At 56.8% G+C, this 24733-nt stretch carries 36 protein-coding genes; 33 read left to right on the top strand and 3 right to left on the bottom strand.

Going from position 1 to position 24733, the window contains the following annotated elements; genetic code table 11:
* Positions 1-9: 9 nt before the first annotated feature.
* The 23 genes from rplV to bfr all read left to right on the top strand — a co-directional run bounded on the left by rplV (position 10) and on the right by bfr (position 11252).
* A complete protein-coding gene (gene rplV, locus WF513_RS02375) occupies positions 10-342 on the top strand; it encodes a 50S ribosomal protein L22 (protein ID WP_003210077.1) in 333 nt (110 codons plus the stop codon).
* Positions 343-355: 13 nt separating this feature from the next.
* Entirely contained in the window at positions 356-1042 is a 687-nt protein-coding gene (gene rpsC, locus WF513_RS02380; RefSeq protein ID WP_305624932.1) for a 30S ribosomal protein S3, read from the top strand.
* A 12-nt stretch (positions 1043-1054) separates the two neighbouring features.
* Positions 1055-1468, top strand: a complete 414-nt coding sequence (rplP, locus tag WF513_RS02385; protein ID WP_339081148.1) for a 50S ribosomal protein L16 — start codon at positions 1055-1057, stop codon at positions 1466-1468.
* Complete coding sequence (rpmC, locus tag WF513_RS02390; protein ID WP_002555481.1) at positions 1468-1659, top strand: 50S ribosomal protein L29; 192 nt, start codon at positions 1468-1470, stop codon at positions 1657-1659. The genes rplP and rpmC overlap by 1 nt, the downstream gene beginning before the upstream one ends.
* A gap of 2 nt (positions 1660-1661) precedes the next feature.
* Entirely contained in the window at positions 1662-1928 is a 267-nt protein-coding gene (gene rpsQ, locus WF513_RS02395; protein WP_090243097.1) for a 30S ribosomal protein S17, read from the top strand.
* Between the two features lie 23 nt (positions 1929-1951).
* On the top strand, positions 1952-2320 hold the full coding sequence (gene rplN, locus WF513_RS02400; RefSeq protein ID WP_014854220.1) for a 50S ribosomal protein L14: 369 nt from the start codon (positions 1952-1954) through the stop codon (positions 2318-2320).
* An 11-nt stretch (positions 2321-2331) separates the two neighbouring features.
* Positions 2332-2646 (top strand): 50S ribosomal protein L24, encoded by a 315-nt coding sequence (gene rplX / locus WF513_RS02405; RefSeq protein ID WP_339081149.1) that lies wholly within the window; start codon positions 2332-2334, stop codon positions 2644-2646.
* A gap of 20 nt (positions 2647-2666) precedes the next feature.
* Entirely contained in the window at positions 2667-3206 is a 540-nt protein-coding gene (gene rplE / locus WF513_RS02410) for a 50S ribosomal protein L5 (protein WP_090243100.1), read from the top strand.
* 13 nt (positions 3207-3219) lie between these two features.
* Positions 3220-3525 carry a 30S ribosomal protein S14 gene (gene rpsN, locus WF513_RS02415; protein ID WP_090243102.1) on the top strand — a complete coding sequence of 102 codons (306 nt, stop codon included), beginning with the start codon at positions 3220-3222 and terminating at the stop codon, positions 3523-3525.
* Between the two features lie 183 nt (positions 3526-3708).
* Positions 3709-4101 carry a 30S ribosomal protein S8 gene (gene rpsH / locus WF513_RS02420; RefSeq protein ID WP_339081150.1) on the top strand — a complete coding sequence of 131 codons (393 nt, stop codon included), beginning with the start codon at positions 3709-3711 and terminating at the stop codon, positions 4099-4101.
* Positions 4102-4114: 13 nt separating this feature from the next.
* A complete protein-coding gene (rplF, locus tag WF513_RS02425; RefSeq protein ID WP_339081151.1) occupies positions 4115-4648 on the top strand; it encodes a 50S ribosomal protein L6 in 534 nt (177 codons plus the stop codon).
* Positions 4649-4658: 10 nt separating this feature from the next.
* Complete coding sequence (gene rplR / locus WF513_RS02430; RefSeq protein WP_079204532.1) at positions 4659-5009, top strand: 50S ribosomal protein L18; 351 nt, start codon at positions 4659-4661, stop codon at positions 5007-5009.
* A gap of 3 nt (positions 5010-5012) precedes the next feature.
* The gene (gene rpsE, locus WF513_RS02435) at positions 5013-5513 is read left to right on the top strand and encodes a 30S ribosomal protein S5 (protein WP_090243105.1); all 501 of its coding nucleotides are present in this window, start codon (positions 5013-5015) and stop codon (positions 5511-5513) included.
* A 2-nt stretch (positions 5514-5515) separates the two neighbouring features.
* A complete protein-coding gene (gene rpmD / locus WF513_RS02440; RefSeq protein ID WP_090243106.1) occupies positions 5516-5695 on the top strand; it encodes a 50S ribosomal protein L30 in 180 nt (59 codons plus the stop codon).
* A 3-nt stretch (positions 5696-5698) separates the two neighbouring features.
* The gene (gene rplO, locus WF513_RS02445; protein ID WP_090243121.1) at positions 5699-6133 is read left to right on the top strand and encodes a 50S ribosomal protein L15; all 435 of its coding nucleotides are present in this window, start codon (positions 5699-5701) and stop codon (positions 6131-6133) included.
* Complete coding sequence (gene secY / locus WF513_RS02450) at positions 6134-7462, top strand: preprotein translocase subunit SecY (RefSeq protein ID WP_339081152.1); 1329 nt, start codon at positions 6134-6136, stop codon at positions 7460-7462.
* A 26-nt stretch (positions 7463-7488) separates the two neighbouring features.
* Positions 7489-7605: a 50S ribosomal protein L36 gene (gene rpmJ / locus WF513_RS02455; protein ID WP_014854209.1), complete on the top strand. Its 117-nt coding sequence runs from the start codon at positions 7489-7491 to the stop codon at positions 7603-7605.
* Between the two features lie 131 nt (positions 7606-7736).
* Positions 7737-8093: a 30S ribosomal protein S13 gene (gene rpsM / locus WF513_RS02460; RefSeq protein WP_339081153.1), complete on the top strand. Its 357-nt coding sequence runs from the start codon at positions 7737-7739 to the stop codon at positions 8091-8093.
* Positions 8094-8123: 30 nt separating this feature from the next.
* A complete protein-coding gene (rpsK, locus tag WF513_RS02465; protein WP_013789773.1) occupies positions 8124-8513 on the top strand; it encodes a 30S ribosomal protein S11 in 390 nt (129 codons plus the stop codon).
* Between the two features lie 17 nt (positions 8514-8530).
* On the top strand, positions 8531-9151 hold the full coding sequence (gene rpsD / locus WF513_RS02470) for a 30S ribosomal protein S4 (RefSeq protein ID WP_339081154.1): 621 nt from the start codon (positions 8531-8533) through the stop codon (positions 9149-9151).
* Positions 9152-9173: 22 nt separating this feature from the next.
* Complete coding sequence (gene rpoA / locus WF513_RS02475; protein ID WP_090255780.1) at positions 9174-10175, top strand: DNA-directed RNA polymerase subunit alpha; 1002 nt, start codon at positions 9174-9176, stop codon at positions 10173-10175.
* A gap of 42 nt (positions 10176-10217) precedes the next feature.
* Positions 10218-10604, top strand: coding sequence for a 50S ribosomal protein L17 (gene rplQ / locus WF513_RS02480; protein WP_069519894.1), 387 nt, complete (start codon positions 10218-10220; stop codon positions 10602-10604).
* 183 nt (positions 10605-10787) lie between these two features.
* Positions 10788-11252, top strand: a complete 465-nt coding sequence (gene bfr / locus WF513_RS02485) for a bacterioferritin (RefSeq protein ID WP_339081155.1) — start codon at positions 10788-10790, stop codon at positions 11250-11252.
* 92 nt (positions 11253-11344) lie between these two features.
* Here the strand turns inward: bfr and uvrA are convergent, their stop codons facing one another.
* Positions 11345-14179 carry an excinuclease ABC subunit UvrA gene (gene uvrA / locus WF513_RS02490; protein WP_339081156.1) on the bottom strand — a complete coding sequence of 945 codons (2835 nt, stop codon included), beginning with the start codon at positions 14177-14179 and terminating at the stop codon, positions 11345-11347.
* Between the two features lie 134 nt (positions 14180-14313).
* On the opposite strand from uvrA, the gene WF513_RS02495 reads away from it, so the two are divergent.
* Together WF513_RS02495 and WF513_RS02500 are read left to right on the top strand one after the other, a co-directional pair.
* Positions 14314-15702, top strand: coding sequence for an MFS transporter (locus tag WF513_RS02495; RefSeq protein WP_339081157.1), 1389 nt, complete (start codon positions 14314-14316; stop codon positions 15700-15702).
* A 17-nt stretch (positions 15703-15719) separates the two neighbouring features.
* The gene (locus WF513_RS02500) at positions 15720-16211 is read left to right on the top strand and encodes a single-stranded DNA-binding protein (protein WP_339081158.1); all 492 of its coding nucleotides are present in this window, start codon (positions 15720-15722) and stop codon (positions 16209-16211) included.
* Between the two features lie 180 nt (positions 16212-16391).
* On the opposite strand, the gene WF513_RS02505 is transcribed toward WF513_RS02500, so the two are convergent.
* Positions 16392-16793, bottom strand: coding sequence for an AraC family transcriptional regulator ligand-binding domain-containing protein (locus tag WF513_RS02505; protein ID WP_339081159.1), 402 nt, complete (start codon positions 16791-16793; stop codon positions 16392-16394).
* 235 nt (positions 16794-17028) lie between these two features.
* On the opposite strand from WF513_RS02505, the gene WF513_RS02510 reads away from it, so the two are divergent.
* Positions 17029-17913 (top strand): sugar nucleotide-binding protein, encoded by an 885-nt coding sequence (locus WF513_RS02510; RefSeq protein WP_339081160.1) that lies wholly within the window; start codon positions 17029-17031, stop codon positions 17911-17913.
* Positions 17906-18838, top strand: a complete 933-nt coding sequence (locus WF513_RS02515) for an NAD-dependent epimerase/dehydratase family protein (RefSeq protein ID WP_339081161.1) — start codon at positions 17906-17908, stop codon at positions 18836-18838. The genes WF513_RS02510 and WF513_RS02515 overlap by 8 nt, the downstream gene beginning before the upstream one ends.
* Positions 18839-18893: 55 nt before the next feature.
* Here the strand turns inward: WF513_RS02515 and WF513_RS02520 are convergent, their stop codons facing one another.
* Positions 18894-19577 (bottom strand): OmpW family outer membrane protein, encoded by a 684-nt coding sequence (locus tag WF513_RS02520; protein WP_339081162.1) that lies wholly within the window; start codon positions 19575-19577, stop codon positions 18894-18896.
* Between the two features lie 240 nt (positions 19578-19817).
* Between WF513_RS02520 and WF513_RS02525 the strand changes: the two genes are divergently transcribed.
* The 6 genes from WF513_RS02525 to WF513_RS02550 are packed head-to-tail and all read left to right on the top strand — an operon-like array spanning position 19818 to position 24706.
* Positions 19818-20588 carry a DUF3450 domain-containing protein gene (locus WF513_RS02525; protein WP_339081163.1) on the top strand — a complete coding sequence of 257 codons (771 nt, stop codon included), beginning with the start codon at positions 19818-19820 and terminating at the stop codon, positions 20586-20588.
* Positions 20585-21931 carry a MotA/TolQ/ExbB proton channel family protein gene (locus tag WF513_RS02530; protein ID WP_339081164.1) on the top strand — a complete coding sequence of 449 codons (1347 nt, stop codon included), beginning with the start codon at positions 20585-20587 and terminating at the stop codon, positions 21929-21931. Before WF513_RS02525 ends, WF513_RS02530 begins: the two co-directional genes overlap by 4 nt.
* Complete coding sequence (locus tag WF513_RS02535; protein ID WP_339081165.1) at positions 21924-22472, top strand: MotA/TolQ/ExbB proton channel family protein; 549 nt, start codon at positions 21924-21926, stop codon at positions 22470-22472. Before WF513_RS02530 ends, WF513_RS02535 begins: the two co-directional genes overlap by 8 nt.
* 11 nt (positions 22473-22483) lie before the next feature.
* Positions 22484-22894, top strand: a complete 411-nt coding sequence (locus tag WF513_RS02540) for a biopolymer transporter ExbD (RefSeq protein ID WP_339081166.1) — start codon at positions 22484-22486, stop codon at positions 22892-22894.
* Positions 22894-23601 carry an energy transducer TonB gene (locus tag WF513_RS02545; RefSeq protein ID WP_339081167.1) on the top strand — a complete coding sequence of 236 codons (708 nt, stop codon included), beginning with the start codon at positions 22894-22896 and terminating at the stop codon, positions 23599-23601. The genes WF513_RS02540 and WF513_RS02545 overlap by 1 nt, the downstream gene beginning before the upstream one ends.
* Before the next feature lies 1 nt (position 23602).
* Complete coding sequence (locus WF513_RS02550; RefSeq protein WP_339081168.1) at positions 23603-24706, top strand: tetratricopeptide repeat protein; 1104 nt, start codon at positions 23603-23605, stop codon at positions 24704-24706.
* Positions 24707-24733 lie beyond the last annotated feature (27 nt).

Raw genomic sequence — 24733 nt, forward strand, 5'->3', positions numbered from 1 at the left:
GGTTAGGAAATGGAAGTAGCCGCTAAGTTGTCGGGCGCTCGAATCTCCGCCCAAAAAGCCCGCTTGGTCGCTGACCAGATTCGCGGGAAAAAGGTGGGTGAAGCGCTCAATCTGCTGGCTTTCAGCAGTAAGAAAGCCGCCGAGATCATCAAGAAAGTGCTGGAGTCGGCTGTAGCCAACGCCGAGCACAACGAAGGCGCAGACGTTGATGACTTGAAGGTCAGCACCGTTTTCGTTAACGAAGGGCGTTCGCTGAAGCGAATCATGCCGCGTGCCAAAGGCCGCGCTGATCGCATCGTCAAGCGGTCTTGCCATATCACTGTCAAGGTTGCGGACAAGTAACGGAGTCGATCAGATGGGTCAGAAAGTACATCCCATTGGCATTCGCCTGGGAATCGTCAAGGAGCACACCTCCGTCTGGTACGCCAGCGGTCGGACTTATGCAGACTATTTGTTTGCAGATCTGAAGGTGCGCGAGTATCTCCAAGACAAATTAAAAAGCGCGTCCGTAAGCCGTATCGACATTGCTCGCCCGGCTCAAACTGCACGTATCACCATCCACACTGCTCGTCCCGGTATCGTTATCGGTAAGAAAGGTGAAGATGTTGAGAAACTGCGTCAGGACCTGACCAAGCAAATGGGTGTGCCTGTGCACATCAATATCGAAGAGATCCGCAAGCCGGAGCTCGACGGTATGCTGGTTGCGCAGAGCGTAGCTCAGCAGCTGGAGCGTCGTGTGATGTTCCGTCGCGCGATGAAGCGCGCTGTACAGAACGCCATGCGTATTGGTGCCAAGGGCATCAAAATCCAAGTGAGCGGTCGTCTCGGTGGTGCTGAAATTGCACGTACCGAATGGTATCGCGAAGGTCGTGTGCCGTTGCACACCCTGCGTGCTGATATCGACTATGCCACGTACGAAGCGCACACCACTTATGGTGTGATCGGTGTCAAGGTTTGGATCTTCAAAGGCGAAGTAATTGGTGGTCGCCATGAAGAACTAAAACCACAAGCACCTGCGCCTCGTAAAAAAGCTGCTAAGTAAGGGGTACGCCAAATGTTACAACCAAAGCGTACGAAGTTCCGTAAGCAGATGACAGGTCACAACCGTGGCTTGGCTCAGCGCGGTAGTAAAGTCAGCTTCGGCGAATATGCGCTGAAGTCTGTTGCTCGCGGTCGTCTCACCGCCCGTCAGATTGAGTCCGCTCGTCGTGCTCTGACTCGCCACGTGAAGCGTGGTGGGAAAATCTGGATTCGCGTGTTCCCGGATAAGCCAATTTCCAAGAAGCCTCTCGAAGTGCGGATGGGTAAAGGTAAGGGTAGCGTTGAATATTGGGTAGCTCAGATCCAGCCAGGTAAAATCCTGTACGAGATCGAAGGCGTTTCCGAAGAGTTGGCGCGCGAGGCTTTTGCCTTGGCTGCTGCAAAGCTGCCGCTTGCCACCACTTTTGTTAAGCGGACGGTGATGTGATGAAGGCGAATGAACTTCGTGAAAAATCAGCACAGCAGCTGAACGAGCAACTGCTCGGCCTGCTGCGCGACCAGTTCAATCTGCGTATGCAGAAAGCAACTGGCCAGTTGGGGCAGTCTCACCTGCTCTCGCAAGTTAAGCGCGATATCGCTCGTGTGAAAACTGTGCTCAACCAGCAGGCAGGTAAGTGATCATGGCTGAAGCCGAAAAAACCGTCCGTACGCTGACTGGCCGTGTCGTCAGCGACAAGATGGACAAGACCATCACCGTATTGATCGAGCGTCGCGTTAAGCACCCGATCTACGGCAAATATGTCAAGCGTTCGACCAAGCTGCACGCTCACGACGAAACCAATCAGAGCAAAATCGGTGACAAAGTTTCCATTCGTGAAACCCGTCCCGTAGCCAAGACTAAATCTTGGGCGCTGGTTGAGATCCTCGAACGCGCAGTGGAAGTCTAAGGGCTAAGGGTCGGAGAAATTATATGATTCAGACTCAATCCATGCTCGACGTCGCTGACAACAGCGGTGCTCGTCGCGTTATGTGTATCAAGGTGCTTGGCGGTTCTCACCGCCGTTATGCAGGCATCGGCGACATCATCAAAGTGACCGTTAAGGAAGCAATTCCCCGCGGTAAAGTGAAGAAAGGTCAAGTGATGACTGCAGTTGTAGTCCGCACACGTCACGGCGTTCGTCGCCCTGATGGCTCGATCATTCGCTTTGATGGCAACGCTGCTGTTCTGCTGAACAACAAGCAAGAGCCAATAGGCACTCGTATTTTTGGGCCAGTGACTCGTGAACTTCGTAATGAGAAGTTCATGAAGATCGTCTCGCTCGCCCCTGAAGTGCTCTAAGGAGATCCGACATGCAAAAGATTCGTCGTGACGACGAGATCATCGTGATCGCCGGTAAAGACAAAGGTAAGCGTGGCAAGGTGCTCAAGGTTCTCGTTGACGACCGTTTGGTCGTTGGCGGGATTAACCTAGTGAAGCGCCATACCAAGCCGAACCCGATGTCGGGCGTTCAGGGCGGTATCATCGAGAAAGAGGCGCCTCTGCACGCTTCTAACGTTGCCATTTTCAATGGCGAAACCAGCAAGGCTGACCGCGTTGGTTTTAAAGTTGAAGACGGTAAAAAAATTCGTGTCTTCAAGTCGACCCAAAAAGCGGTTGATGCTTGAACACTGCTAGGTAGAAGACCATGGCACGACTAAAAGAGATTTACCGGAAAGAAATCGCTCCGAAGCTTAAGGAAGAACTTAAGCTCGGTAACGTGATGGAAGTTCCGCGCATCACCAAGATCACCCTCAACATGGGTCTGGGCGAAGCAATCGGTGACAAGAAAATCATCGAGCATGCTGTTGCCGATCTGGAAAAGATTACCGGTCAGAAAGTCATAGTGACTTATGCCCGCAAGTCGATTGCAGGTTTCAAGGTTCGTGAAGGCTGGCCGATCGGCGTTAAAGTTACTCTGCGCCGTGAGCGTATGTACGAGTTCCTGGATCGTCTGCTGTCTATCTCCCTGCCGCGCGTGCGTGACTTCCGTGGCCTGAATGCCAAGTCCTTCGACGGCCGTGGCAATTACAGCATGGGCGTTAAAGAGCAGATCATTTTCCCGGAAATCGACTACGACAAGATCGATGCTCTGCGTGGTCTGGATATTACCTTGACCACCACCGCCCGTTCGGATGATGAAGGTCGCGCTCTGTTGCGTGCTTTCAAATTCCCGTTCCGTAACTGATTGGAGTTCGATCATGGCCAAAACCAGCATGAAAAACCGCGAGCTGAAGCGTCAGCAGACGGTAGCTAAGTACGCTAAAAAGCGTGCCGAGCTGAAAGCTACCATCGCCGATCTGAACGCCAGTCCAGAAGCGCGTTGGGAAGCTCAAGTAGCGCTGCAGAAGCAGCCGCGTGACGCCAGCGCCTCGCGCTTGCGTAATCGCTGCCGCATTACCGGTCGTCCGCACGGCGTGTATCGCAAGTTCGGTCTGTCGCGTATTAAGCTGCGTGAAGCTGCAATGCGTGGTGATGTACCAGGTCTGGTTAAAGCCAGCTGGTAAATAACAAAGCCGGCCTAGTGCCGGCTTTGTCTTATCTGTGAAACAAGCCCCTTTGGGGCTTGCTTCATTTTTGATCAGTCTCTAGAATGCTCGGCTCGCCTGAGCCTGGGTTGTTAAATCCCTAGAATTCTCAGCGACTGTAGCCGCAAGGCTAATTCTTTTTGTATCAGGAGCGTCTAGCCCATGAGTATGCAGGACCCGTTAGCGGACATGCTAACTCGTATCCGTAATGCCCAGATGGCTGAAAAGTCCGTCGTAAGCATGCCATCTTCGACCTTGAAGGTAGCTGTAGCCAAAGTTTTGAAAGACGAAGGTTATATTGCGGGATATCAGACCAGCGGCGAAGTTAAGCCGCAGCTGTCCATCGAGCTGAAGTACTTCGAAGGCCGTCCAGTCATCGAAGAAGTTAAGCGCGTAAGTCGTCCAGGCCTGCGCCAATATAAATCCTCTGATGATCTGCCGAAAGTTCGTGGCGGTCTCGGGGTTTCCATCGTCTCCACCAATAAAGGTGTGATGACGGACCGCGCTGCGCGCGCTGCCGGTGTCGGCGGCGAAGTGCTTTGCACAGTGTTCTAAGGGGGGAATAAGCATGTCTCGCGTTGCTAAGAACCCCGTCACGCTGCCCGCTGGTGTTGAGATTAATCTCGCCGGCCAACAGCTTTCGGTAAAGGGTGCCAAGGGTACTCTCGAACTGAATGTTCACTCGTCCGTTGAAGTTATGCATGAAGCTGGTGAGTTGCGTTTCGCTGCTCGCAATGGTGATCAGCAAACTCGCGCCATGGCCGGCACTACTCGTGCACTGGTCAATAACATGGTGATCGGAGTCAGTACTGGCTTTGAGCGTAAGCTGCAACTGGTTGGCGTTGGCTACAAAGCGCAAGCCAAAGGTCAGGTGCTGAGTCTTTCTTTGGGCTATTCCCACCCGATTGAGTACGAATTGCCGGAAGGCGTCGTGGCTGAGACTCCCAACCAGACCGAGATCCTGATCAAGGGTACCGATAAGCAAGTGGTTGGTCAGGTCGCTGCGGAGATTCGTGACTTCCGTCGTCCTGAACCTTATAAGGGCAAGGGTGTTCGTTACGCTGACGAAGTCGTCCGCCGTAAAGAAGCTAAGAAGAAGTAGGGCATAGCAAATGACCGACAAAAAAGTTACTCGACTGCGTCGCGCTCGCAAAGCACGCCTGAAAATGCACGAGCTAGAAGCCGTGCGTCTCTGCGTGTATCGCTCTTCGCAGCACATCTATGCCCAGGTCATTTCGGCCGACGGCAGCAAGGTTCTGGCCAGTGCCTCTACCTTGGACAAAGCACTGCGTGACGGCGCCACTGGCAACGTCGACGCGGCCAAGAAAGTTGGTGAGCTGGTTGCCGAGCGTGCGAAAGCAGCTGGTGTAACTCAGGTTGCATTCGACCGTTCTGGCTTCAAGTACCACGGCCGCGTTCAGGCGCTGGCTGATGCTGCTCGTGAAGGCGGGCTGGAGTTCTAAGTTATGTCAAATAACGACCAAAAGCGCGACGAAGGCTATATCGAGAAGCTGGTACAGGTTAACCGTGTTGCCAAGACCGTAAAGGGTGGCCGTATCTTCACTTTCACTGCGTTGACCGTGGTAGGTGATGGTAAGGGTCGCGTTGGTTTCGGCCGCGGCAAGTCCCGTGAAGTGCCTGCTGCTATCCAGAAAGCGATGGAAGCTGCTCGTCGCAATATGATTCAGGTTGACCTGAACGGCACGACCCTGCAGTACGCAATTAAGTCTAATCATGGCGCCTCTAAGGTGTACATGCAGCCTGCGTCCGAAGGTACTGGCATCATCGCGGGCGGCGCTATGCGCGCTGTTTTAGAAGTTGCTGGCGTGCAGAACGTTTTGGCTAAGTGCTACGGCTCGACTAACCAAGTGAACGTGGTTTACGCCACCTTTAAAGGTTTGAAAGCTATGCAGTCGCCAGGTTCTATTGCGGCTAAGCGTGGCAAGAGCGTCGAGGAGATTCTCTAATCATGGCTACTACCGTAAAAGTTACGTTGATCAAAAGCATGACCGGCCGCATCCCTAATCATAAGTTGTGCGTTAAGGGTTTGGGTTTGCGTCGCATCGGTCACACCGTAGAAGTCCTTGATACTCCTGAGAATCGCGGGATGATCAACAAGGCTTACTACATGCTGCGAGTCGAGGGTTAATACATGTACCTGAACGATCTGAGTCCTGCGCCGGGTTCCCGTCGCGAGAAGCACCGTCCGGGCCGTGGTATCGGTAGCGGTTTGGGTAAGACTGGTGGCCGCGGCCACAAAGGTCAAACCTCCCGCTCCGGTGGCACCATTGCTCCGGGTTTTGAAGGCGGCCAGCAGCCTCTGCACCGCCGTCTGCCTAAGTTCGGTTTCGTTTCTTTGAAGGCTATGGATCGCGCGCAAGTGCGTACCTCTGAGCTGAATAAGATCGAAGGCGGGATTGTTACTCTGCAGTCGCTGAAGGATGCCAACCTGATTAACCAAAACGTACAGCGTGTGAAAGTCATGCTGTCCGGTGAAGTTACTCAAGCAGTCACCCTTAAAGGTATCGCCGTCACCAAAGGTGCACGCGCGGCTATTGAAGCAGCTGGCGGTAAGTTCGAGGAATAAATGGCTAAGCAAGGTGCTCTCTCAGCGCTCAGCAATGGCGGGTTATCCGAGCTCTGGGCTCGTCTGCGTTTTCTGTTAATGGCGATTATCGTCTATCGGATAGGTGCACACATCCCGGTTCCCGGTATCAACCCCGATCGGCTGGCGGACCTGTTTCGACAGAATGAGGGGACCATTCTTAGCTTGTTCAACATGTTTTCCGGCGGTGCGCTGGAGCGGATGAGCATTTTTGCATTGGGGATCATGCCGTATATTTCGGCGTCGATCATCATGCAGCTCATGACTGCTGTTAGCCCGCAGCTGGAGCAGTTGAAGAAGGAAGGTGAGTCTGGCCGTCGTAAGATTAGCCAGTACACCCGCTACGGCACCCTCGTTCTGGCTTTTGTCCAGGCCATCGGCATGTCCGTTGGTTTGGCCAGTCAGGGCGTAGCGTTTACGGTTGATTTCGGCTTCCACTTCGTTGCCATCACCACATTTGTGGCTGGGGCAATGTTTATGATGTGGTTGGGCGAGCAAATTACCGAGCGTGGTGTTGGCAACGGTATTTCGATGCTGATTTTTGCAGGCATCGTAGCCGGTCTGCCGTCGGCAATAGGGCAGTCTTTCGAGTCTGCTCGTCAGGGTGATATCAATATCTTCGCCCTAATCGCCATCGGTTTGCTGGCAGTAGCGATTATCGGTTTTGTGGTGTTCATTGAGCGTGGTCAGCGCCGTATTGTGGTGCACTACGCCAAGCGTCAGCAGGGCCGTAAGGTCTTTGCTGCGCAGACTAGCCACTTGCCGTTGAAGGTGAATATGGCGGGGGTTATCCCGGCTATTTTCGCCAGCAGCCTTCTGTTGTTCCCGGCTTCGCTGGGTGCCTGGTTTGGTCAGTCTGAAGGTATGGGCTGGCTGCAGGATATTTCACAGGCTATCGCTCCTGGTCAGCCGTTGAACATTCTGCTGTTTAGTGCGGGGATTGTTTTCTTCTGCTTCTTCTATACAGCGTTGATGTTCAACCCAAAAGACGTAGCGGAGAACCTGAAAAAGTCCGGTGCCTTTATTCCGGGTATCCGTCCAGGTGAGCAGTCGGCGCGCTATATCGATGGCGTGTTGACTCGCTTGACCATGTTCGGTGCTTTGTACATGACGGCCGTATGTTTGCTGCCACAGTTTCTGGTGGTGGCTGCCAACGTACCGTTCTATCTCGGCGGGACTTCGTTGCTGATCGTGGTGGTGGTTGTGATGGACTTTATGTCGCAAGTACAATCGCACCTCGTTTCACACCAGTACGAATCCCTGATGAAGAAAGCTAACCTGAAGGGCTACGGCGGCGGCATGCTGCGCTGAAGTCTATAAGGTTCGAGGAGTTGGTGATGAAAGTTCGTGCATCGGTGAAAAAGCTGTGCCGTAACTGCAAGATTGTCCGTCGCGAAGGTGTTGTTCGCGTTATTTGCAGCGCGGAGCCGCGTCACAAGCAGCGCCAAGGCTGAGTGTGAGTGAAGTGATAAGCCCGGCAGCTAGTGCGCTGCCGGGTTGATTATTTGTTTCTACAGCGTTAGTATCTCGCGCCCTATTTCTTGGCTTCCGGGGCGTAGGTAGCTGTCAATTGGAGTTCCACTGAATGGCCCGTATTGCAGGCGTTAACATTCCAGATAACAAGCACACTGTTATCTCGTTGACCTACATCTATGGTGTTGGTCGCACAACTGCACAGAAAGTCTGTGCTGCCGCCGGCGTTAATCCGGCTGCAAAGATCAAAGATCTCTCTGACGAGCAGATCGAGCAGCTGCGTGGCGAAGTTGCCAAGGTTAATACCGAGGGTGATCTGCGTCGTGAAGTGAACATGAAAATCAAGCGCTTGATGGACCTGGGTTGCTACCGCGGCCTGCGTCATCGTCGTGGTCTACCGGTTCGCGGTCAGCGCACCAAGACCAACGCGCGTTCCCGTAAGGGCCCGCGTAAGCCGATCCGCAAGTAATCGCATTCGCGCATCGACAGGAATTTAGTCATGGCAAAACCTGCTGCTCGTACTCGTAAGAAAGTCAAAAAGACGGTGGTTGATGGCATCGCCCACATCCACGCTTCTTTCAACAACACAATCGTGACCATTACTGACCGTCAGGGCAATGCTCTGTCTTGGGCTACCTCTGGTGGTTCGGGTTTCCGCGGTTCGCGTAAAAGCACCCCGTTCGCCGCCCAGGTGGCTGCAGAGCGTGCTGGTCAAGCTGCGCTGGAATACGGTCTGAAGAACCTCGACGTTAACGTTAAGGGTCCCGGTCCGGGTCGTGAGTCCGCTGTCCGTGCTTTAAACGGTTGTGGCTATAAGATCGCCAGCATCACCGATGTGACGCCCATTCCGCATAACGGATGCCGTCCTTCGAAGAAGCGTCGCGTGTAATCAGGAGACAGTGAGAAATGGCTCGTTACATTGGTCCCAAATGCAAACTGTCTCGTCGTGAAGGCACAGATCTTTTCCTGAAAAGCGGTGTACGCGCTCTGGAATCGAAGTGCAACATCGAAGCAGCCCCAGGTATTCACGGTCAGCGCCGTGGTCGTCAGTCTGACTACGGCACCCAGCTGCGTGAGAAGCAAAAAGTTCGTCGTATCTACGGTGTGCTTGAGCGTCAATTCAGCGGTTATTACAAAGCAGCGGCCGGCAAGAAAGGCGCTACTGGTGAGAACCTGCTGCAACTGCTCGAGTGTCGTCTGGATAACGTGGTTTATCGCATGGGCTTCGGCTCAACTCGCGCCGAATCCCGTCAGCTGGTATCGCATAAGTCGATCAGCGTAAACGGCAATACTGTAAACGTTCCGTCTTACCAGGTTAAAGCTGGCGACGTCGTTGCAATTCGCGAGAAGGCGAAGAATCAGCTGCGCATTGTTCAAGCTCTCGAGCTGTGTGCCCAGCGTGGCCGCGTTGAATGGGTAGAAGTAGACACTGAGAAGAAGTCAGGCGTGTTCAAAAACGTCCCGGCTCGCAGTGATCTCTCCGCCGACATCAACGAAAGCCTGATTGTCGAGCTCTACTCCAAGTAAGGGCTAGAAAATAGGTGCATCCATGCAGATTTCGGTAAATGAATTCCTGACCCCCCGTCACATTGATGTGCAGGTGGTCAGTTCGACCCGCGCCAAGATTACTCTCGAGCCTCTCGAGCGTGGTTTTGGCCATACGTTGGGCAACGCGCTGCGTCGCATCTTGTTGTCCTCCATGCCTGGCTGTGCAGTAGTCGAGGCCGAGATTGACGGTGTACTTCATGAGTACAGCGCCATCGAAGGTGTTCAGGAAGACGTCATTGAAATCCTGCTCAACCTGAAAGGTCTGGCTGTCAAGCTGCACGGTCGTGACGAAGTGACGTTGACTCTGGCGAAGAAGGGCTCGGGCGTAGTTACCGCTGCCGATATTCAGCTGGATCACGATGTCGAAATCGTCAATGGCGACCACGTAATCGCCAACTTGGCTTCTACTGGCGCGCTGAACATGAAGCTCACCATAGCTCGTGGTCGCGGCTATGAGCCGGCTGATGCTCGTCAGAGCGATGAAGATGAAAGCCGCAGCATTGGTCGCTTGCAGCTGGATGCTTCGTTCAGCCCGGTACGCCGTGTGTCGTACGTGGTGGAAAACGCTCGTGTTGAGCAGCGTACTAACCTGGACAAGCTGGTTATTGACCTGGAGACCAACGGTACCCTAGACCCTGAAGAGGCTATTCGCCGCGCTGCAACCATTCTGCAACAGCAGTTGGCTGCGTTCGTCGACCTCAAAGGTGACAGCGAGCCTGTGGTTATCGAGCAGGAAGATGAGATTGATCCAATCCTTCTGCGTCCGGTTGATGACCTGGAATTGACTGTACGTTCGGCTAACTGCCTCAAGGCAGAGAACATTTACTACATCGGCGATCTGATTCAGCGCACCGAAGTAGAACTGTTGAAAACGCCGAACTTGGGCAAGAAATCCCTGACTGAAATCAAGGACGTTCTGGCTTCTCGCGGTCTTTCCCTCGGTATGCGCCTCGACAATTGGCCGCCGGCAAGTCTGAAGAAAGACGATAAGGCGACTGCCTGATCGTCATCATCACCGAACGTGAGTTTGGTAAGGAATTGAACCATGCGTCATCGTAAAAGTGGCCGTCACCTTAGCCGCACCAGCGCACACCGCAAGGCCATGTTCCAGAACATGGCGGTATCGCTGTTCGAGCACGAGCTGATCAAAACTACTCTGCCGAAAGCCAAAGAGCTGCGTCGCGTTGCCGAGCCGCTAATTACTCTGGCTAAAGAAGACAGTGTTGCTAATCGTCGTTTGGCCTTTGACCGTACGCGTTCGAAAGCCATCGTCGGCAAGTTGTTTAACGACCTAGGCAAGCGCTACGCCACCCGTCAGGGCGGTTATCTGCGTATCCTCAAGTGCGGCTTCCGCACTGGCGACAATGCTCCAATGGCTTATGTTGAACTGGTTGACCGTCCGGTCGCTGGTGCAGCTGTAGACGCTGAGTAAGTCGTTGGTTGTATAAGAAACCGGGCCTTGGCCCGGTTTTTTTATGGCTGGAATAATCGTTTGCTGCACATCGCAGTGTTATGCCGCGGCCCTTGTACGGGTGCTATTTACCTTGGCACTTGACCCAGGCGCCATCGCGAGCCAGCATTAACCGACGTTACAGCTTGATTAAGGAAATGTCCCGTGAAAGGCCATGTAGAAGTTATCGATTATTTAAAAATGCTGCTTAAGGGTGAGTTGGCTGCCCGTGATCAGTATTTTGTACACTCACGCCTTTACGAAGACTGGGGTTTCAACAAGCTGTACGAACGAATCAACCATGAGATGGAAGAAGAAACGCAGCACGCGGATGCCATTCTCAAGCGCATTCTGTTTCTTGAAGGTACGCCAGATATGGCTGCTGATAATTTTACCTTCGGCCAGACAGTGCCGGAGATGTTCAAGCTTGATCTCGCGTTGGAATATCACGTGCGCGCAGCGTTGAGCAAAGGCATGGCGTTATGCGAGCAGCATCAGGATTATCAAACCCGCGACATTTTGCTGGCTCAGCTCAAGGACACAGAGGAGGATCACGCTTACTGGCTGGAGATTCAGTTGGGCTTGATTGATAAAATCGGCTTAGAGAATTACCTGCAAGCTCAAATGTAAGCGTTGCCTCAGTTGTCGTAATCGTAAAAACCCCGGAGGTCCGGGGTTTTTTTGTGCGCCATCAAATTGCTACAGCCAGCGAGTGGTGCCGCTTAGTCGCGATCACGCTCCAGTAGCGGCTTGAGGAAGAAGCCAGTATGGGATTGCGTCATTTCGGCCACTTCTTCCGGAGTGCCAACGGCGATGATTTGTCCGCCTTTAGAGCCGCCTTCCGGGCCGAGATCAACCAGCCAGTCAGCCGTTTTGATCACGTCCAGATTGTGCTCAATCACCACCACGGTATTGCCGTGGTCCCGCAGGCGGTGCAACACGTCAAGCAATTGTTGGATGTCGGCGAAATGCAGGCCGGTTGTGGGTTCGTCGAGGATATACAGCGTTTTGCCGGTGTCGCGCTTGCTTAGCTCGCGTGACAATTTGACCCGCTGCGCTTCACCGCCAGACAACGTCGTAGCCGACTGCCCGAGCTTGATATACGACAAGCCGACATCCATCAGCGTTTGCAGCTTACGCGCCAGTGCGGGCACGGCTTCGAAGAACACCCGAGCCTCTTCGATGGTCATGTCGAGCACTTCGGTGATGCTCTTGCCTTTGTATTTCACTTCCAAGGTTTCACGGTTATAGCGCTTGCTCTTGCAGACATCACAAGGCACATAGATGTCAGGCAAGAAGTGCATTTCCACCTTGATCAAACCATCGCCCTGACAGGCCTCGCAGCGACCGCCTTTAACGTTGAAGCTGAAACGGCCGGGCCCGTAACCACGCGAGCGAGATTCCGGGACACCGGCGAACAGCTCACGAATTGGGGTGAACAAGCCGGTATAGGTGGCCGGGTTGGAGCGCGGTGTACGGCCAATTGGACTTTGGTCGATATCGACCACCTTATCCAAATGCTGCAAGCCGTCGATACTGTCGTGCGCAGCAGCTTCTAAGGTCGTCGCTCCGTTCAATGCGGTGGCACTGAGCGGGTACAGGGTGTTGTTGATCAGTGTCGACTTGCCTGAGCCTGATACACCGGTCACGCACGTTAATAAACCTATTGGAATTTCCAGGTCGACGTTGCGCAGGTTGTTACCGCGCGCGCCTTTAATCTTCAGTAAGAGTTTTTTGTCGCGTGGCGTGCGCTTGGCTGGCACTTTGATCTTCACTCGGCCAGACAGGTACTTGCCGGTCAGTGAGTCGGGGTGCGCCATAACCTCGGCAGCGGTGCCTTGGGCAACGATCTGGCCGCCATGCACCCCCGCGCCAGGGCCGATGTCTACAACATAATCCGCCATGCGGATTGCGTCTTCATCGTGCTCCACCACAATCACCGTATTGCCGATGTCGCGCAGGTGACGCAGTGTGCCAAGCAGGCGCTCGTTGTCACGCTGGTGCAGGCCGATTGACGGTTCATCGAGGATGTACATCACCCCGACGAGCCCGGCACCAATTTGGCTGGCCAAGCGGATACGCTGTGCTTCACCGCCGGACAGTGTGTCGGCGCTGCGGTCGAGGGTCAGGTAATCGAGACCGACGTTGACCAGAAACTGCAGGCGTTCACGGATTTCTTTGAGAATTTTCTCAGCAATTTCACCGCGCCGGCCAGGCAAAGCCAGGCTGCCGAAGTATTCAGTTGCATCCCCAATTGGCATCCCACTCACCGCCGGCAGGGTTTTCTCACCGACCCAAACGTGCCGGGCCTCACGACGTAAGCGAGTACCACGGCAATCTTGGCAGGCCTGGGTGCTGAGAAACTTGGCCAGCTCCTCACGTACGCTAGAGGACTCAGTTTCGCGGTAGCGGCGCTCCAGGTTTGGCACGATGCCCTCGAAGGGGTGCGAGCGTTTGACGATGTCGCCGCGGTCATTGAGGTATTTGAAGTCGACGTTCTGCGCGCCGCTGCCGAACAGAATGCACTTTTGGTGTTCGGCGCTGAGGTCGTCGAATGGCGCTTCTAGGCTGAAGCCGTAATGCGCAGCGAGTGAGCCGAGCATCTGAAAGTAATAAACATTGCGCCGGTCCCAGCCGCGGATCGCGCCCTCGGCCAAGGTCATTTCACCATTGACCAAGCGCTTGATATCAAAGAACTGCTTCACGCCCAGGCCATCGCAAGTCGGGCAGGCGCCAGCCGGGTTGTTGAAGGAAAACAACTTGGGCTCCAGTTCGCTGATCGAGTGGCCGCACACCGGGCAGGCAAAACGTGCGGAGAAGGTAATTTCTTCGCCTTCTTCCCCTTCCATTGGCGCGATCAGGGCCAAACCGTCGGCCAGCTTGAGGGCGGTCTCGAAGGATTCGGCCAAGCGCTGCTGAAGATCGCCGCGCGCTTTGAAGCGGTCAACCACGGCATCGATGCTGTGTTTCTTTTGCTTGTCGAGTTTCGGCAGTTCATCGAGCTCATAAATCTTGCCATTGACCCGCACGCGAACAAAACCCTGAGCGCGTAACTCGTCGAAAATCGCCAAGTGTTCGCCCTTACGCTCTCGTATCACCGGTGCGAGCAGCATCAGCTTGCTGCCTTCGGGCAGGGCCAGCACTTGGTCGACCATCTGGCTGACGGTTTGCGCTTCCAACGGCAGGTCGTGGTCCGGGCAGCGTGGAATGCCGGCGCGTGCATAGAGCAGGCGCAGGTAGTCGTAGATCTCGGTGATGGTGCCAACGGTAGAACGTGGGTTGTGCGAGGTGGACTTTTGCTCGATGGAAATTGCCGGCGACAAGCCTTCAATGGTGTCGACGTCAGGCTTTTCCATCATCGACAAGAACTGCCGGGCGTAGGCTGAGAGCGACTCTACGTAGCGTCGTTGGCCCTCGGCGTAGAGGGTGTCAAAGGCCAGTGATGATTTGCCTGAGCCGGACAGGCCGGTGATCACGATTAATTTGTCGCGCGGCAAGGTTAAGTCGATATTTTTCAGGTTGTGGGTGCGTGCACCCCGAATCAGAATCTTGTCCACAAACAACGGCCTCGCATGGCGGGCGGAAAACCACCGAGTATACTGCGCTGGAGGGCTGCGCGGCAAAGCGTCACTGCTGTGCCGTATGCATTCAGGCTGCTAGAATCGCCGCCTATTTCTTCAAGGCGTTTCCCATGCATGATCCGCACAGCGAGCGCATGAGCGGCAGTGAAGCCCGCGCGGCCGGTGGTTTGGCGTTGGTGTTCGCGTTCCGCATGCTTGGTATGTTTATGGTCCTGCCCGTGCTGGCGACCTACGGCATGGCGCTGCAAGACAGCACGCCCGCCCTGATTGGCTTGGCGATTGGCGCTTATGGCCTGACTCAAGCGTTTCTGCAGATTCCCTTTGGCATGCTCAGTGATCGTATTGGTCGGCGTCCGGTGATATATGCGGGGTTGCTGATCTTTGCCGCCGGCAGCCTGCTGGCGGCCAATGCTGATTCGATTTGGGGCGTGATCGCTGGGCGGGTATTGCAGGGCGCCGGCGCAATTTCGGCGGCAGTGATGGCTTTGCTCTCTGATTTGACCCGTGAACAGCACCGCACTAAAGCCATGGCGATGATCGGCATGAGCATCGGTTTGTCATTTGCGGTGGCGATGGTGGTTGGACCGCTGCTGACCCGCGCTTTTGGCTTGTCGGGGTTGTTTCTCGCCACGGCGGCAATGGCGCTATTGGGGATCCTGATTGTGGCTGGACTGGTGCCGTCATCTGCGGGTCCGCTGCAGCACCGCGAGTCCAGAGTCAGCAAGCACGCGCTATTGCCGACACTTAAACATGCCGATCTATTGCGCTTGGACTTTGGCATTCTGGTTTTGCATGCGATTTTGATGGCCAGCTTTATTGCCCTACCGCTAGCGTTAGTGGAGCAGGGCGGTTTGCCTAAAGAAGAGCACTGGTGGGTTTACCTGACCGCGCTGCTGGTCGGGTTCTTCGCCATGGTGCCCTTTATTATTTATGGCGAGAAAAAGCGCCGCATGAAGCACGTGCTGCTGGGGGCTGTCAGTGTGCTGCTGCTGTGTGAGCTGTTCTTCTTGTGGTTTGGCACCAATTTGCGAGCATTGGTGCTGGGCACTGTGGTGTTTTTCACTGCGTTTAATTTGCTCGAGGCTTCTCTGCCATCGCTTATCAGTAAGGTGGCGCCGGCCGGCGGCAAGGGTACGGCGATGGGGGTGTATTCCACCAGTCAGTTCCTGGGTGCGGCTATTGGCGGCATCCTTGGCGGCTGGTTGTTCCAGCACTACGGACTGTCTAGTGTGTTTGCCGGCTGCGCGGTGCTCGCTCTTTTCTGGCTGGCCTTTGCTGTTACTATGCGCGAGCCACCGTATGTCACCAGCCTGCGCCTGCCGCTTTCAGCCGCAGCGTTGCAAGAGGCTGGTTTAGCCGAGCGTTTACAGGCTGTGCCCGGCGTAGCGGACGCAGTAGTGGTGCGTGATGAAGCCGCCATCTATATCAAAGTAGATACTCAACAATTGGACCGCATGTCCCTCGAGCGCCTCATAGAGCCGGTGCCGGTGGCGTGCTGAAAGCCTAGGAGAACGTTATGGCCCGTGGGGTTAACAAAGTCATTCTGGTCGGTACCTGCGGACAGGACCCGGAAACTCGCTTCCTGCCCAGCGGTAATGCGGTCACCAACCTGAGCCTGGCGACCAGCGAGCAGTGGACCGATAAGCAGACCGGTCAAAAGGTCGAAAAAACCGAGTGGCACCGCGTATCGCTGTTCGGCAAAGTGGCAGAAATTGCCGGCGAATACCTGCGCAAGGGTTCGCAGGTGTACATCGAGGGTAAGCTGCAAACCCGCGAGTGGGAAAAAGACGGTGTGAAGCGTTACACCACCGAAATCATTGTCGACATGCAGGGCACCATGCAGCTGCTGGGCGGTCGTCCAGACAATGCCGGCGGTGACTCGGCTCCGCGCCAACAGCGTCCAGCGCCGCAGCGTGAGCCTCAGTCTTCAGCGCCCCGTCCAACGCCGCAACCCGCGACTCAGCCCGCCGCAGATTTCGACAGCTTTGACGACGACATCCCGTTCTAGCCCGTACCTGCATTTGTCGACAAAAAAGCGAAGCGGTTAATCCCGCTTCGCTTTTTTTATGCGTTCTGCGCCAGATCAGCTTCATGGGCCACGCCGGTTTTTGGCCGTTAGTGTGTACATGGCTGGCCACCTTGGCCCTCATGCCGCACGTGGCGCTGCCCTACTGTAAGCCTATGACGATCAGCGACTGATTGAGGGCGCGCTACCCAAGTCCGCGCAGGCCAACATGGCCAGCCCTACCAGCCCCCAATACACCGGTGTCTGCCGGTCGCTCACCAACAGCCCCAAGCGGTCACCCCCCAGCACGCCTCGTGCACGGCCCACCAACTGGTCGCTCTGGCGGATAGACAAGCGATAATCGGGTCGCTGCAGGTCCTGTGGAGCGAAGCCCAAGCCACGGCAGAGCAACGCTGGGTCGTGCCCGCAAGCCTGCGCGTGTTGCAACCGAAAGCGCGAAAGTTGAGGCGGTGCCGAGGCTTGCGAATAGCGCGGGTCAACAATGGGCTTAATGGCATCAGCATTTTTGTGGCTCCAGCGAATAGCACCAAGTAGAAGGATGCAACTACTGTGAATGCAGGGCATTTGTAAAGGCGCAGCGCTTGCTGGGCGGCTCTACGCAGCCTAGGTGACGGCGATGTGTGCAGGTGCGCCGTATAATCCGAGGCGCTACTGCTGGGTTAGCAGGGCTGCAATCCCTCAGTTTTCGGTGCCAACGGGTGATGTAAGAGTGACGTGCTGGCGCGAAACCTGCAGAATGCCTGCCTATTCCGCCGTCAGGCGGGGACCTCCTCCCCTCTATTGGGTTTTGTACAGAATCATGCGTATGCGGCTGATGGTGTTGGGTGGCGGAAGCGCGCTGGGGCAGGCGTTGATCCGTCTTGGGGCTGAAGACGATATTGGCTTTCTGGCGCCGAAACCGCCGGCTTCAGGCTGGGATCCTGCCAGCCTGACCCAGCTACTGGACGACACCCGCCCGGATGTCGTGGTCAACTTGGCCTATTACTTCGACTGGTTTCAAGCCGAAAGGGTTAGCGACGCGCAGTTTGCTGCTCAAGAGCGCTCCATCGAGCGCCTGGCTGAGCTTTGTCAGCATCACCAAATCCGCTTGGTGCAACCCTCCAGTTATCGCGTGTTCGATGGCGTAAGGGCCACGGCTTACAGCGAAAAAGAAGAGCCGGTGCCACTCGGCATGCGTGGCCAAGCGCTGTGGCGTTTCGAGCAGCGTGTGCGCGCGACGTGCCCGCGTCATGTGTTGCTGCGTTTCGGTTGGTTGCTGGATGACAGCGCCAATGGTTTGCTCGGGCGCTTCCTTACTCGCCTCGCTCACGATCAGCCGCTGCTGCTGGCCGATGACCGGCGTGGCAATCCGACGCCGGTTGATGATGCTGCGCGGATCATTCTTGCCGTGCTTAAGCAGCTCGATTGCCAGGCGCCGCTGTGGGGTACTTATCATTACGGCGGGCATGAGGCGACCACCTCGCTGGCGCTGGGTCAGGCGGTACTCAGTGAAGCGCGTACGTTGCGCAGTAATCTGCTGGATGAGATCAGCGCTCAGCCGCACAGCGCGCGTTCGGACGCTGCCGAAGAGCCCCAGCATGCAGTCTTATCATGCAAGAAAATCCTCCACACCTTCGGCATAAAGCCGCGCGCCTGGCGCTCGGGTTTGCCGAGCCTACTGGATCGTTATTACCGTCATGCCTAACTCAGGCCCTGTTTTGGTTACCGGCGGTGCCGGTTTTATTGGTTCGCACTTGGTCGATGCGCTGTTGGCGCAGGGCCACAGCGTGCGGGTGTTGGATAACCTGTCGATGGGCAAGCGGGCTAATCTGCCGCTGGATAATCCGCGCCTGCATTTTATTCAGGGTGATGTAGCTGATGCCGCCGTGGTGGCGCAGGCCGTTGCCGGTTGTGCGGCGGTGGCGCACCTCGCGGCCGTAGCGTCCGTACAGGCGTCGGTGGATGAGCCAGCCGCCACCCATCAAAGCAATTTTGTCGGCACGTTGAATGTCTGCGAGGCGATGCGCCTGCATGGCGTTAAGCGCGTGTTGTTTGCCTCCAGTGCGGCGGTCTATGGCAACAACGGCGAAGGTCAGGCCATCCGTGAAGATACCGCCAAGGCCCCACTGACGCCTTACGCGGCAGACAAGCTGGCCAGTGAGCATTACCTGGACTTTTACCGCCGCCAGCATGGCCTAGAACCGGCGGTCTTTCGTTTCTTTAATATCTTCGGACCGCGCCAAGATCCATCTTCGCCGTACTCTGGCGTTATCAGTATTTTCACTCAGCGGGCCCAGCAGGGTCTGCCGATCAGTGTGTTTGGCGACGGTGAGCAAACCCGCGATTTTTTCTTTATCGCCGATTTAGTGGTCTTGCTGATGCAGGCGCTGAATGCACCGCATGTAGTGGAAGGTGCCGTTAATGTTGGTTGGAACCAGGCGGTCAGTATCAATCAGCTGCTGTCTGCGGTCGGTCAACTCTGTGCTGGCTTGCCTGAGGTCGCTTACTTGGCAGGTCGTGCTGGCGATATCCGCCACTCGCGCGCGTCTATTGAGCGCTTAACGCTGGCCTATCAATTACCAACCCCTACGCCACTTATTGAGGGGTTAAGGTGCTTATTGCAGGCCTGAAAAACAGGCAATAAAAAGCCGGCTGCGCGAGCCGGCTTTTTTCTGGGCGTTAGGCTTAGAACTTGTAGCCCAAGCCAACCATGTAAACGAGTGGGTCGACGTCTACATCCACTTTGACCTTGCTGCCATTAAGTGTAGTGGTACCGGTGGTTTCGATATCGATATAGCGCACTTGGGCGTTGAGCATAACGTTGTCGGTCAGCATATAGTCCATGCCCACTTGTGCCGCCAAGCCCCAAGAGTCTTTCATGTCCAGGCCGCTGAAGCCTTTACTTTTGGCTTCGCTACTTAATTCAGTGTCGAAAAACCACGTGTAGTTAATGCCGGCGCCAACATAGGGTTGGAAGGCTGAGCTGCCATCTAGCGGGTAGTACACCACGCTCAGGGTTGGCGGCAGGTGCTTCAGCTCACCCAGATTGCCGTTCAAGCCAGCGAATATACCCGGCATGCCTTTTACACCTACGTCATGGCTAAACGGTGTGGCAGCCAGTAGTTCAATACCTACGTTGTTGGTCAGCATGTAGGCGAAGTTCAAGCCCAGCTGAGTGTCGCTGTCCAGAGTTGCCTCAGTACCGGGCACGTCATTGAGACCGGCAACCCAGATGTCGCTGCTGCTTTCCTGCGGATCAACAGTAATCGCGCCGGCACGCACGATGATGTCGCCAGCCTGGTGCGCGTGCGCCAGTGGGGCGGCAATAGCCAGGGCCAGCAGTGAAGCGGTAAAGAGTGATGTGCGCATGATGGGCTCCCATAAAGCATCGGTTCGTATTGGCTGAGTGCGATGGTAGGGCGCGGGGAAAAACGTCTGTTGATCCAGCTCAATAAAGTAGTGAGCTATCTAAAATTTCATGTTGTTGACCCTAGATCGTCGCTTACGCTGCCTGAGCCAACGCTGTTGGCTGAGTGCAAGGTTGCCTGAGGATGTGATGCAGTTGATAATGGTTCTCTTTATTGCCGCCCCATTTACAAGGAATACTCCATGACCCCTCTGCCGAAGCGCCTGCTGGCAGCCGCTCTGGTTCTGGCCAGCGCGCCGCTCGCGGCCACCTCTTTGGACGCCGCGCTGGATGAAAGCCAGCAACTGGCTGCCGAGGCCAAGGCCTCACAGGCGCGTGTCGAGCAGCTTGATGACGCCAGTCGGAGCATGCTCAGCGAATACCGCAACGCGCTGCAGCAAGCCGAAGCGCTGCAAGGCTATAACGCTCAGCTGCGCGAATTGGTGGCGGCGCAGCGTAAAGAGCTGGCGGGTTATCAGCAGCAACTCGACGGCATTGAGCGCACTCAAGAGGCCGTCACCCCGCAGATGCGACGTATGGTTGAAGTATTAGGGGAATTTATCGCCGCCGATTTGCCGTTTCTGCCGGATGAGCGCAGCGACCGTCTGGCTCAGTTGCAGGACTTACTGCCGCGCGCCGATGTCAGCTTGGCTGAGAAGTATCGGCGCATCCTTGAAGCCTATCAGGTCGAGAGTGATTACGGCCGCACCCTGGAAGCGTGGCGCGGTGAACTGCCGAGTGACGGTGCCTCGCGCAGCGTTGAGTTTCTCCGTCTAGGCCGGGTGATGCTGTATTTCCAGACCCTCGATGGCCATGAAAGCGGTTGGTGGAACCCACAAGCGCGTAGCTGGCAAATCCTTGACGGCAGTGCGCGACGCCCACTGCGTCACGCCATCGCGATTGCCCGCCAAGAACAGGCGCCGGTGTTGCTCGCCCTGCCAATCAAGACCCAAGCCTTGGAGGCCAAGCCATGAGCCGTCGTGTTCTCGCTTTTGCCTTGGCGCTACTGCCCGCGCTGGCCGGCGCGGCTGAACCGCTAACGCCGGAACAATTGCTGCAGCGTATTCGCAGTGAGCGTGCGGCCGAAGTCAGCGCCATGCACAGCCGCGAGCAAGCGTTTATTGCGCAGGGTAGCGAGCGTGCGCAACTGCTCGCCAGCGCGCGCCGCGCCTTGGCGACACAAAAGGCCGAAGCGGATCAGCTAAAGGCAGAGTTTGATCGTCAGGAAGGTCTGCTGGCTGAGCAGGAAAAGCTGCTGACTCAGCACGTCGGCCATCTTGGCGAGTTGTTTGCTGTGGTGCGCCAGAGCGCTGGTGACGTCGCCGGCCAGTGGCAAGACAGCCTGCTCAACGCCCAATACCCGCAGCGTCTGGCAAGCCTTAAAGCATTGGCTGAAAGCCGCAGCCTGCCATCCGCCGCTGACCTTGATGGCTACTGGATGCTGTTGCTCGAAGACCTCACGGCCAGCGGCCGGGTCGAACAACTGCACGTGCCGGTGGTCGGCGCTGATGGTTTACGCACCACCCAGAGGGTGTTGCGCGTGGGTACATTCTCCGCCTACAGCGATGCGGCCTTCCTGCGTTATGACGCGGATGCCGGCGAGCTGCTGGCGCCGCCGCGTCAGCCTTCTGGTTTTGCTCAGGTTACAGACTTCATGCAGAGCAGCGCCGCAGTGGCCAGCCTGCCGATTGATCCGAGCCGCGGCACGCTGCTGGCGCAGTTACAGCGTCAGCCGCAATTGTGGGATCGCGTGCAGCAGGGCGGTTTGGTGGGCTGGGTGATTATTGCCCTCGGCGTATTCGGTCTACTGCTGGCGGCTTGGCGCATGGTCTACCTGACCCGCGTAGGTCGCCGTGTCAGTGTGCAGATGCATAACCTCAGCGCGCCGCGTACCGACAACCCGCTAGGCCGGATCATCGGCGTGCTGGGGCCAGCACCACAGTTGGCGGACCTGGAAACATTGGAATTGAGGCTTGATGAAGCCATCTTGCAGGAAACCCCGCCGCTGGAAAAAGGCCAAGGCCTGCTCAAGCTGCTCAGCGCCGTGGCGCCGCTGCTCGGCCTGCTGGGAACCGTGACCGGCATGATCGTTACGTTTCAGGCCATTACCCAAGGCGGTGGCGGTGACTCCCGATTGATGGCGGATGGCATCTCGCAAGCACTGGTCACCACTGTGCTGGGCCTGGTGGTGGCGATTCCGTTGCTGTTCCTGCACACCCTGCTGGCCAGTCGCAGCAAGGGCTTGATCCAGCTACTCGAACAACAAAGCGCCGGGCTGATTGCCCTGCACCTGTCCGGGGCGCCGCGTCGTGACTGATTGGCTGGCGCTGTGGCTGCGGGTGGTCGACAGCGGCCATGCCTTGCTGGATTTTATGAGCGCCGGCGGCGCGGTGATGTGGGCGCTGGCTGCGTTGTGCGTGGTGTTCTGGACCTTGGTCTTTGAGCGCTTTTGGTACATGCGCCGGGTGTTCCCCGAGTGGGTCAGCGAACGCCGACAAGCCTGGCAGCAGGTGCTCAGTGATGACACCGGCAACTGGCAACGCGCGGTGCGCAGTGCCTGGCTGGCGCAAGCGCAACAGCGTTTGCTGGGGCCGCTGCGTCTGGGCAAGACCTTGGTGGCCATGTACCCGCTGCTGGGGCTGCTCGGCACGGTCAGCGGCATGGTCGCCGTGTTTGACGTGCTGGCCATTAACGGCACTGGCAACCCGCGCGGCATGGCCGCTGGCGTCTGGCAAGCCACCCTGCCGACCCTGGCCGGGATGGTTTTAGCCATTACTGGATTGTTTAGCTTGGCGCGTCTTGAACGTGACGCCCGCCGGGCCCTTGAGCAGCTGGCTGATCAGCTGCGACACGACTGAGATAACCTCCCATGAGAATGCGCCGTCACCATCAGCAAGACGAAGACACCGGCATCGACCTGACGCCCATGCTCGACGTGGTTTTCATCATGCTGATCTTTTTTATCGTCACCAGCTCCTTTATCAAAGAGTCCGGTGTCGACGTGCAGCGGCCCCAAGCGCAAACCGCCAGCGCGCAGGACAAGGGCAATATCCTGATTGCCATCACCGCCGACGGGCAGGTATGGATGGATAAAAAGATTGTCGATGTACGCAGCGTTCGCGCCCTGGTTGAGCGTATGCGTGTTGACCAGCCAGAAGGGGCGGTGGTGGTGCAAGCCGACCAGGACGCACGCACCGGTTTAGTGGTGCAAGTGATGGATCAGGCGCGCCTAGCTGGCGTGCAGGACGTTGCCTTGGCCGCAACCGTGGGCGCACTCTGATGCGCTTACCCCTGTCATTCTTTGCGGCCTGTTTGATGGCGCTGGCGCTGTTTGGTCTGATGCTCTTTATGGTCGCGCCGCCCAGTAGCACGCCCAGCGATGAGCCGTTGACGGTGGCCAATTTCGTCCGTCTCGACGGCGACTCCAGCGACACGGCCACGCGCACGCGCCAGCAAGCGCCGCAACCGCCACAAGCACAAACGCCACAGACGCCTGCGCCGCCCACGCCGATGACCGCGACGCCCAGCGCCACTTTGCCAACGCTGGACTTACCGGTGCCAAGCTTGAGCAGCGGTATCGCCGTTACTAGCGCGCCGACGCCGAGCTTGAGTGGGCTGGCTGCTGGCGCTTCTGCGCCAAGCGCGGCGACGCCCGGCGCTCCCGCACCCAGCGACACCGATGGCGATGGCGGCCAGCCGGGCGGGGCGCAGAGCGATGTGATGCCGCTTAATGATGTCCGCCCGGATTACCCGCGCTATGCCTTACAGCGCGGCATCGAGGGCCACGTAAAGCTGGGGTTCACCATTAACCGCGCCGGTGCGGTAGAAAACGTCCGGGTAATCGAGGCCAGTCCGCAAAACGTATTTGAGCGAGAAGCGCGCCGCGCTGCTGTGCGCTGGCGTTTTACCCCGCGTACTGAAGGCGGTTTGGCGGTGTCCCGCGAGGCGGTTAAAACCCTGTACTTCCGCTTAGAAGGGGGCCGCTGAGATGCATCGTTTAATCGTGTTAATGGCGCTATGGGTGACGGGTGTCGCGCAGGCGGCTGAGTGGAATATTGACCCGCTGGTGTTTCGCGCACTGGATGCGGCGCAAACCGCGCAGAAACAGGGTGATTACACTGCCGCACGGCGTGCATTGGGCGCTGCCAGCGGCCAGCCGGGCAGCCTAGAAGAGGCTTTGCTGTGGCGCAGCCGCGGCTACCTTGCTTGGGCCGAAGGGCAAAATGGCCAAGCCATCGAGTTGCTGGAAAAAGTGCGCAAAAGCGGCACGCTGGACGCCGAGCTGCAAATGGCTGAAACGCTGAACCTGGCCCGGCTGAACTTGAGCGAGCAGCGTTATCCGCGAGTGTTGAACCTGCTCACGCCGCTACACGCTGACGCCGATACCCATGAAGATGTGCTGCAGATGCTGGTGCAGGCCTATCAGGGCCTCGGTCAGTCAGTCAAAGCGCTGCCACTGGCTGAGCGTTATGTGCAGGCTAATCCCGACGCGGCGGACAGTTGGTTGCAGTTTCTGGTGGCGATCAATGCGGATGCCAAGCGTTACCTGGCGGCCGAGCGTTGGCAGCGCCAATTGCTGACGCGTCAGCCGAATAATGTGCAGGGTTGGCGTCAGTTGGCTGCGTTGCAGCAGCTTAGTGGCCGTCATGATAAATCCCTAGCAACCCTGCGTGCGGCCTACCAGAAGGGGCTGCGCTTTAGTGAAAGTGAGTTGGACAGTTTGGTCCTGCTTGCCGGGGCTGCTGAGCAACCTTGGCAGGGGGCCAAACTACTCGGCGGCATGCTCGAACAAGGCCTGCTGCCGCGCACCCACATGCGCGAGGAACAGCTGGGTTTGCTCTGGTGGCAGGCGCGTGAACGGCAACAGGCCGCGCAGATTTACCGCGAACTGGCCGCTCGCTCAGGTAATGCCAAGCACTGGCTGCACCTGGCCCAACTGGAGCTGGAGCAGGCGCGCTGGCAAGCTGGGCTGGAGGCGTTACGACACGCCGAACGTGCCGGTGCCGAGCGCAGTAAAGTCCGCGCCTGGCGCAGCTGGGCTGAAAGCGAGATGAGCGTCGAGCGTGAAAAACACGTGGCTAGCGCGGGTTAATCGGCTGTCCGTTTGCTGCCAATAAAA

Origin of the sequence: Pseudomonas sp. TMP9, from assembly GCF_037943105.1 — a bacterium.
Classification (GTDB): domain Bacteria; phylum Pseudomonadota; class Gammaproteobacteria; order Pseudomonadales; family Pseudomonadaceae; genus Aquipseudomonas.

What these genes read in the sequence shown, in the direction of transcription:
- rplQ (WP_069519894.1), top strand. Translation starts at nt 10,218, where the DNA reads ATGCGTCATCGTAAAAGTGGCCGTCACCTTAGCCGCACCAGCGCACAC.
- rpsN (WP_090243102.1), top strand. Translation starts at nt 3,220, where the DNA reads ATGGCCAAAACCAGCATGAAAAACCGCGAGCTGAAGCGTCAGCAGACG.
- rpsD (WP_339081154.1), top strand. Translation starts at nt 8,531, where the DNA reads ATGGCTCGTTACATTGGTCCCAAATGCAAACTGTCTCGTCGTGAAGGC.
- rpmJ (WP_014854209.1), top strand. Translation starts at nt 7,489, where the DNA reads ATGAAAGTTCGTGCATCGGTGAAAAAGCTGTGCCGTAACTGCAAGATT.
- WF513_RS02540 (WP_339081166.1), top strand. Translation starts at nt 22,484, where the DNA reads ATGAGAATGCGCCGTCACCATCAGCAAGACGAAGACACCGGCATCGAC.
- rpsQ (WP_090243097.1), top strand. Translation starts at nt 1,662, where the DNA reads ATGGCTGAAGCCGAAAAAACCGTCCGTACGCTGACTGGCCGTGTCGTC.
- rpmC (WP_002555481.1), top strand. Translation starts at nt 1,468, where the DNA reads ATGAAGGCGAATGAACTTCGTGAAAAATCAGCACAGCAGCTGAACGAG.
- WF513_RS02530 (WP_339081164.1), top strand. Translation starts at nt 20,585, where the DNA reads ATGAGCCGTCGTGTTCTCGCTTTTGCCTTGGCGCTACTGCCCGCGCTG.
- secY (WP_339081152.1), top strand. Translation starts at nt 6,134, where the DNA reads ATGGCTAAGCAAGGTGCTCTCTCAGCGCTCAGCAATGGCGGGTTATCC.
- rpoA (WP_090255780.1), top strand. Translation starts at nt 9,174, where the DNA reads ATGCAGATTTCGGTAAATGAATTCCTGACCCCCCGTCACATTGATGTG.
- WF513_RS02515 (WP_339081161.1), top strand. Translation starts at nt 17,906, where the DNA reads ATGCCTAACTCAGGCCCTGTTTTGGTTACCGGCGGTGCCGGTTTTATT.
- WF513_RS02510 (WP_339081160.1), top strand. Translation starts at nt 17,029, where the DNA reads ATGCGTATGCGGCTGATGGTGTTGGGTGGCGGAAGCGCGCTGGGGCAG.
- rplF (WP_339081151.1), top strand. Translation starts at nt 4,115, where the DNA reads ATGTCTCGCGTTGCTAAGAACCCCGTCACGCTGCCCGCTGGTGTTGAG.
- rplX (WP_339081149.1), top strand. Translation starts at nt 2,332, where the DNA reads ATGCAAAAGATTCGTCGTGACGACGAGATCATCGTGATCGCCGGTAAA.
- WF513_RS02500 (WP_339081158.1), top strand. Translation starts at nt 15,720, where the DNA reads ATGGCCCGTGGGGTTAACAAAGTCATTCTGGTCGGTACCTGCGGACAG.
- rpsM (WP_339081153.1), top strand. Translation starts at nt 7,737, where the DNA reads ATGGCCCGTATTGCAGGCGTTAACATTCCAGATAACAAGCACACTGTT.
- rplE (WP_090243100.1), top strand. Translation starts at nt 2,667, where the DNA reads ATGGCACGACTAAAAGAGATTTACCGGAAAGAAATCGCTCCGAAGCTT.
- WF513_RS02505 (WP_339081159.1), bottom strand. Translation starts at nt 16,793, where the DNA reads ATGCCCTGCATTCACAGTAGTTGCATCCTTCTACTTGGTGCTATTCGC.
- rplR (WP_079204532.1), top strand. Translation starts at nt 4,659, where the DNA reads ATGACCGACAAAAAAGTTACTCGACTGCGTCGCGCTCGCAAAGCACGC.
- rplP (WP_339081148.1), top strand. Translation starts at nt 1,055, where the DNA reads ATGTTACAACCAAAGCGTACGAAGTTCCGTAAGCAGATGACAGGTCAC.
- rpmD (WP_090243106.1), top strand. Translation starts at nt 5,516, where the DNA reads ATGGCTACTACCGTAAAAGTTACGTTGATCAAAAGCATGACCGGCCGC.
- WF513_RS02545 (WP_339081167.1), top strand. Translation starts at nt 22,894, where the DNA reads ATGCGCTTACCCCTGTCATTCTTTGCGGCCTGTTTGATGGCGCTGGCG.
- rplV (WP_003210077.1), top strand. Translation starts at nt 10, where the DNA reads ATGGAAGTAGCCGCTAAGTTGTCGGGCGCTCGAATCTCCGCCCAAAAA.
- WF513_RS02495 (WP_339081157.1), top strand. Translation starts at nt 14,314, where the DNA reads ATGCATGATCCGCACAGCGAGCGCATGAGCGGCAGTGAAGCCCGCGCG.
- rpsK (WP_013789773.1), top strand. Translation starts at nt 8,124, where the DNA reads ATGGCAAAACCTGCTGCTCGTACTCGTAAGAAAGTCAAAAAGACGGTG.
- WF513_RS02520 (WP_339081162.1), bottom strand. Translation starts at nt 19,577, where the DNA reads ATGCGCACATCACTCTTTACCGCTTCACTGCTGGCCCTGGCTATTGCC.
- rpsE (WP_090243105.1), top strand. Translation starts at nt 5,013, where the DNA reads ATGTCAAATAACGACCAAAAGCGCGACGAAGGCTATATCGAGAAGCTG.
- rpsC (WP_305624932.1), top strand. Translation starts at nt 356, where the DNA reads ATGGGTCAGAAAGTACATCCCATTGGCATTCGCCTGGGAATCGTCAAG.
- rplO (WP_090243121.1), top strand. Translation starts at nt 5,699, where the DNA reads ATGTACCTGAACGATCTGAGTCCTGCGCCGGGTTCCCGTCGCGAGAAG.
- rplN (WP_014854220.1), top strand. Translation starts at nt 1,952, where the DNA reads ATGATTCAGACTCAATCCATGCTCGACGTCGCTGACAACAGCGGTGCT.
- WF513_RS02525 (WP_339081163.1), top strand. Translation starts at nt 19,818, where the DNA reads ATGACCCCTCTGCCGAAGCGCCTGCTGGCAGCCGCTCTGGTTCTGGCC.
- WF513_RS02550 (WP_339081168.1), top strand. Translation starts at nt 23,603, where the DNA reads ATGCATCGTTTAATCGTGTTAATGGCGCTATGGGTGACGGGTGTCGCG.
- rpsH (WP_339081150.1), top strand. Translation starts at nt 3,709, where the DNA reads ATGAGTATGCAGGACCCGTTAGCGGACATGCTAACTCGTATCCGTAAT.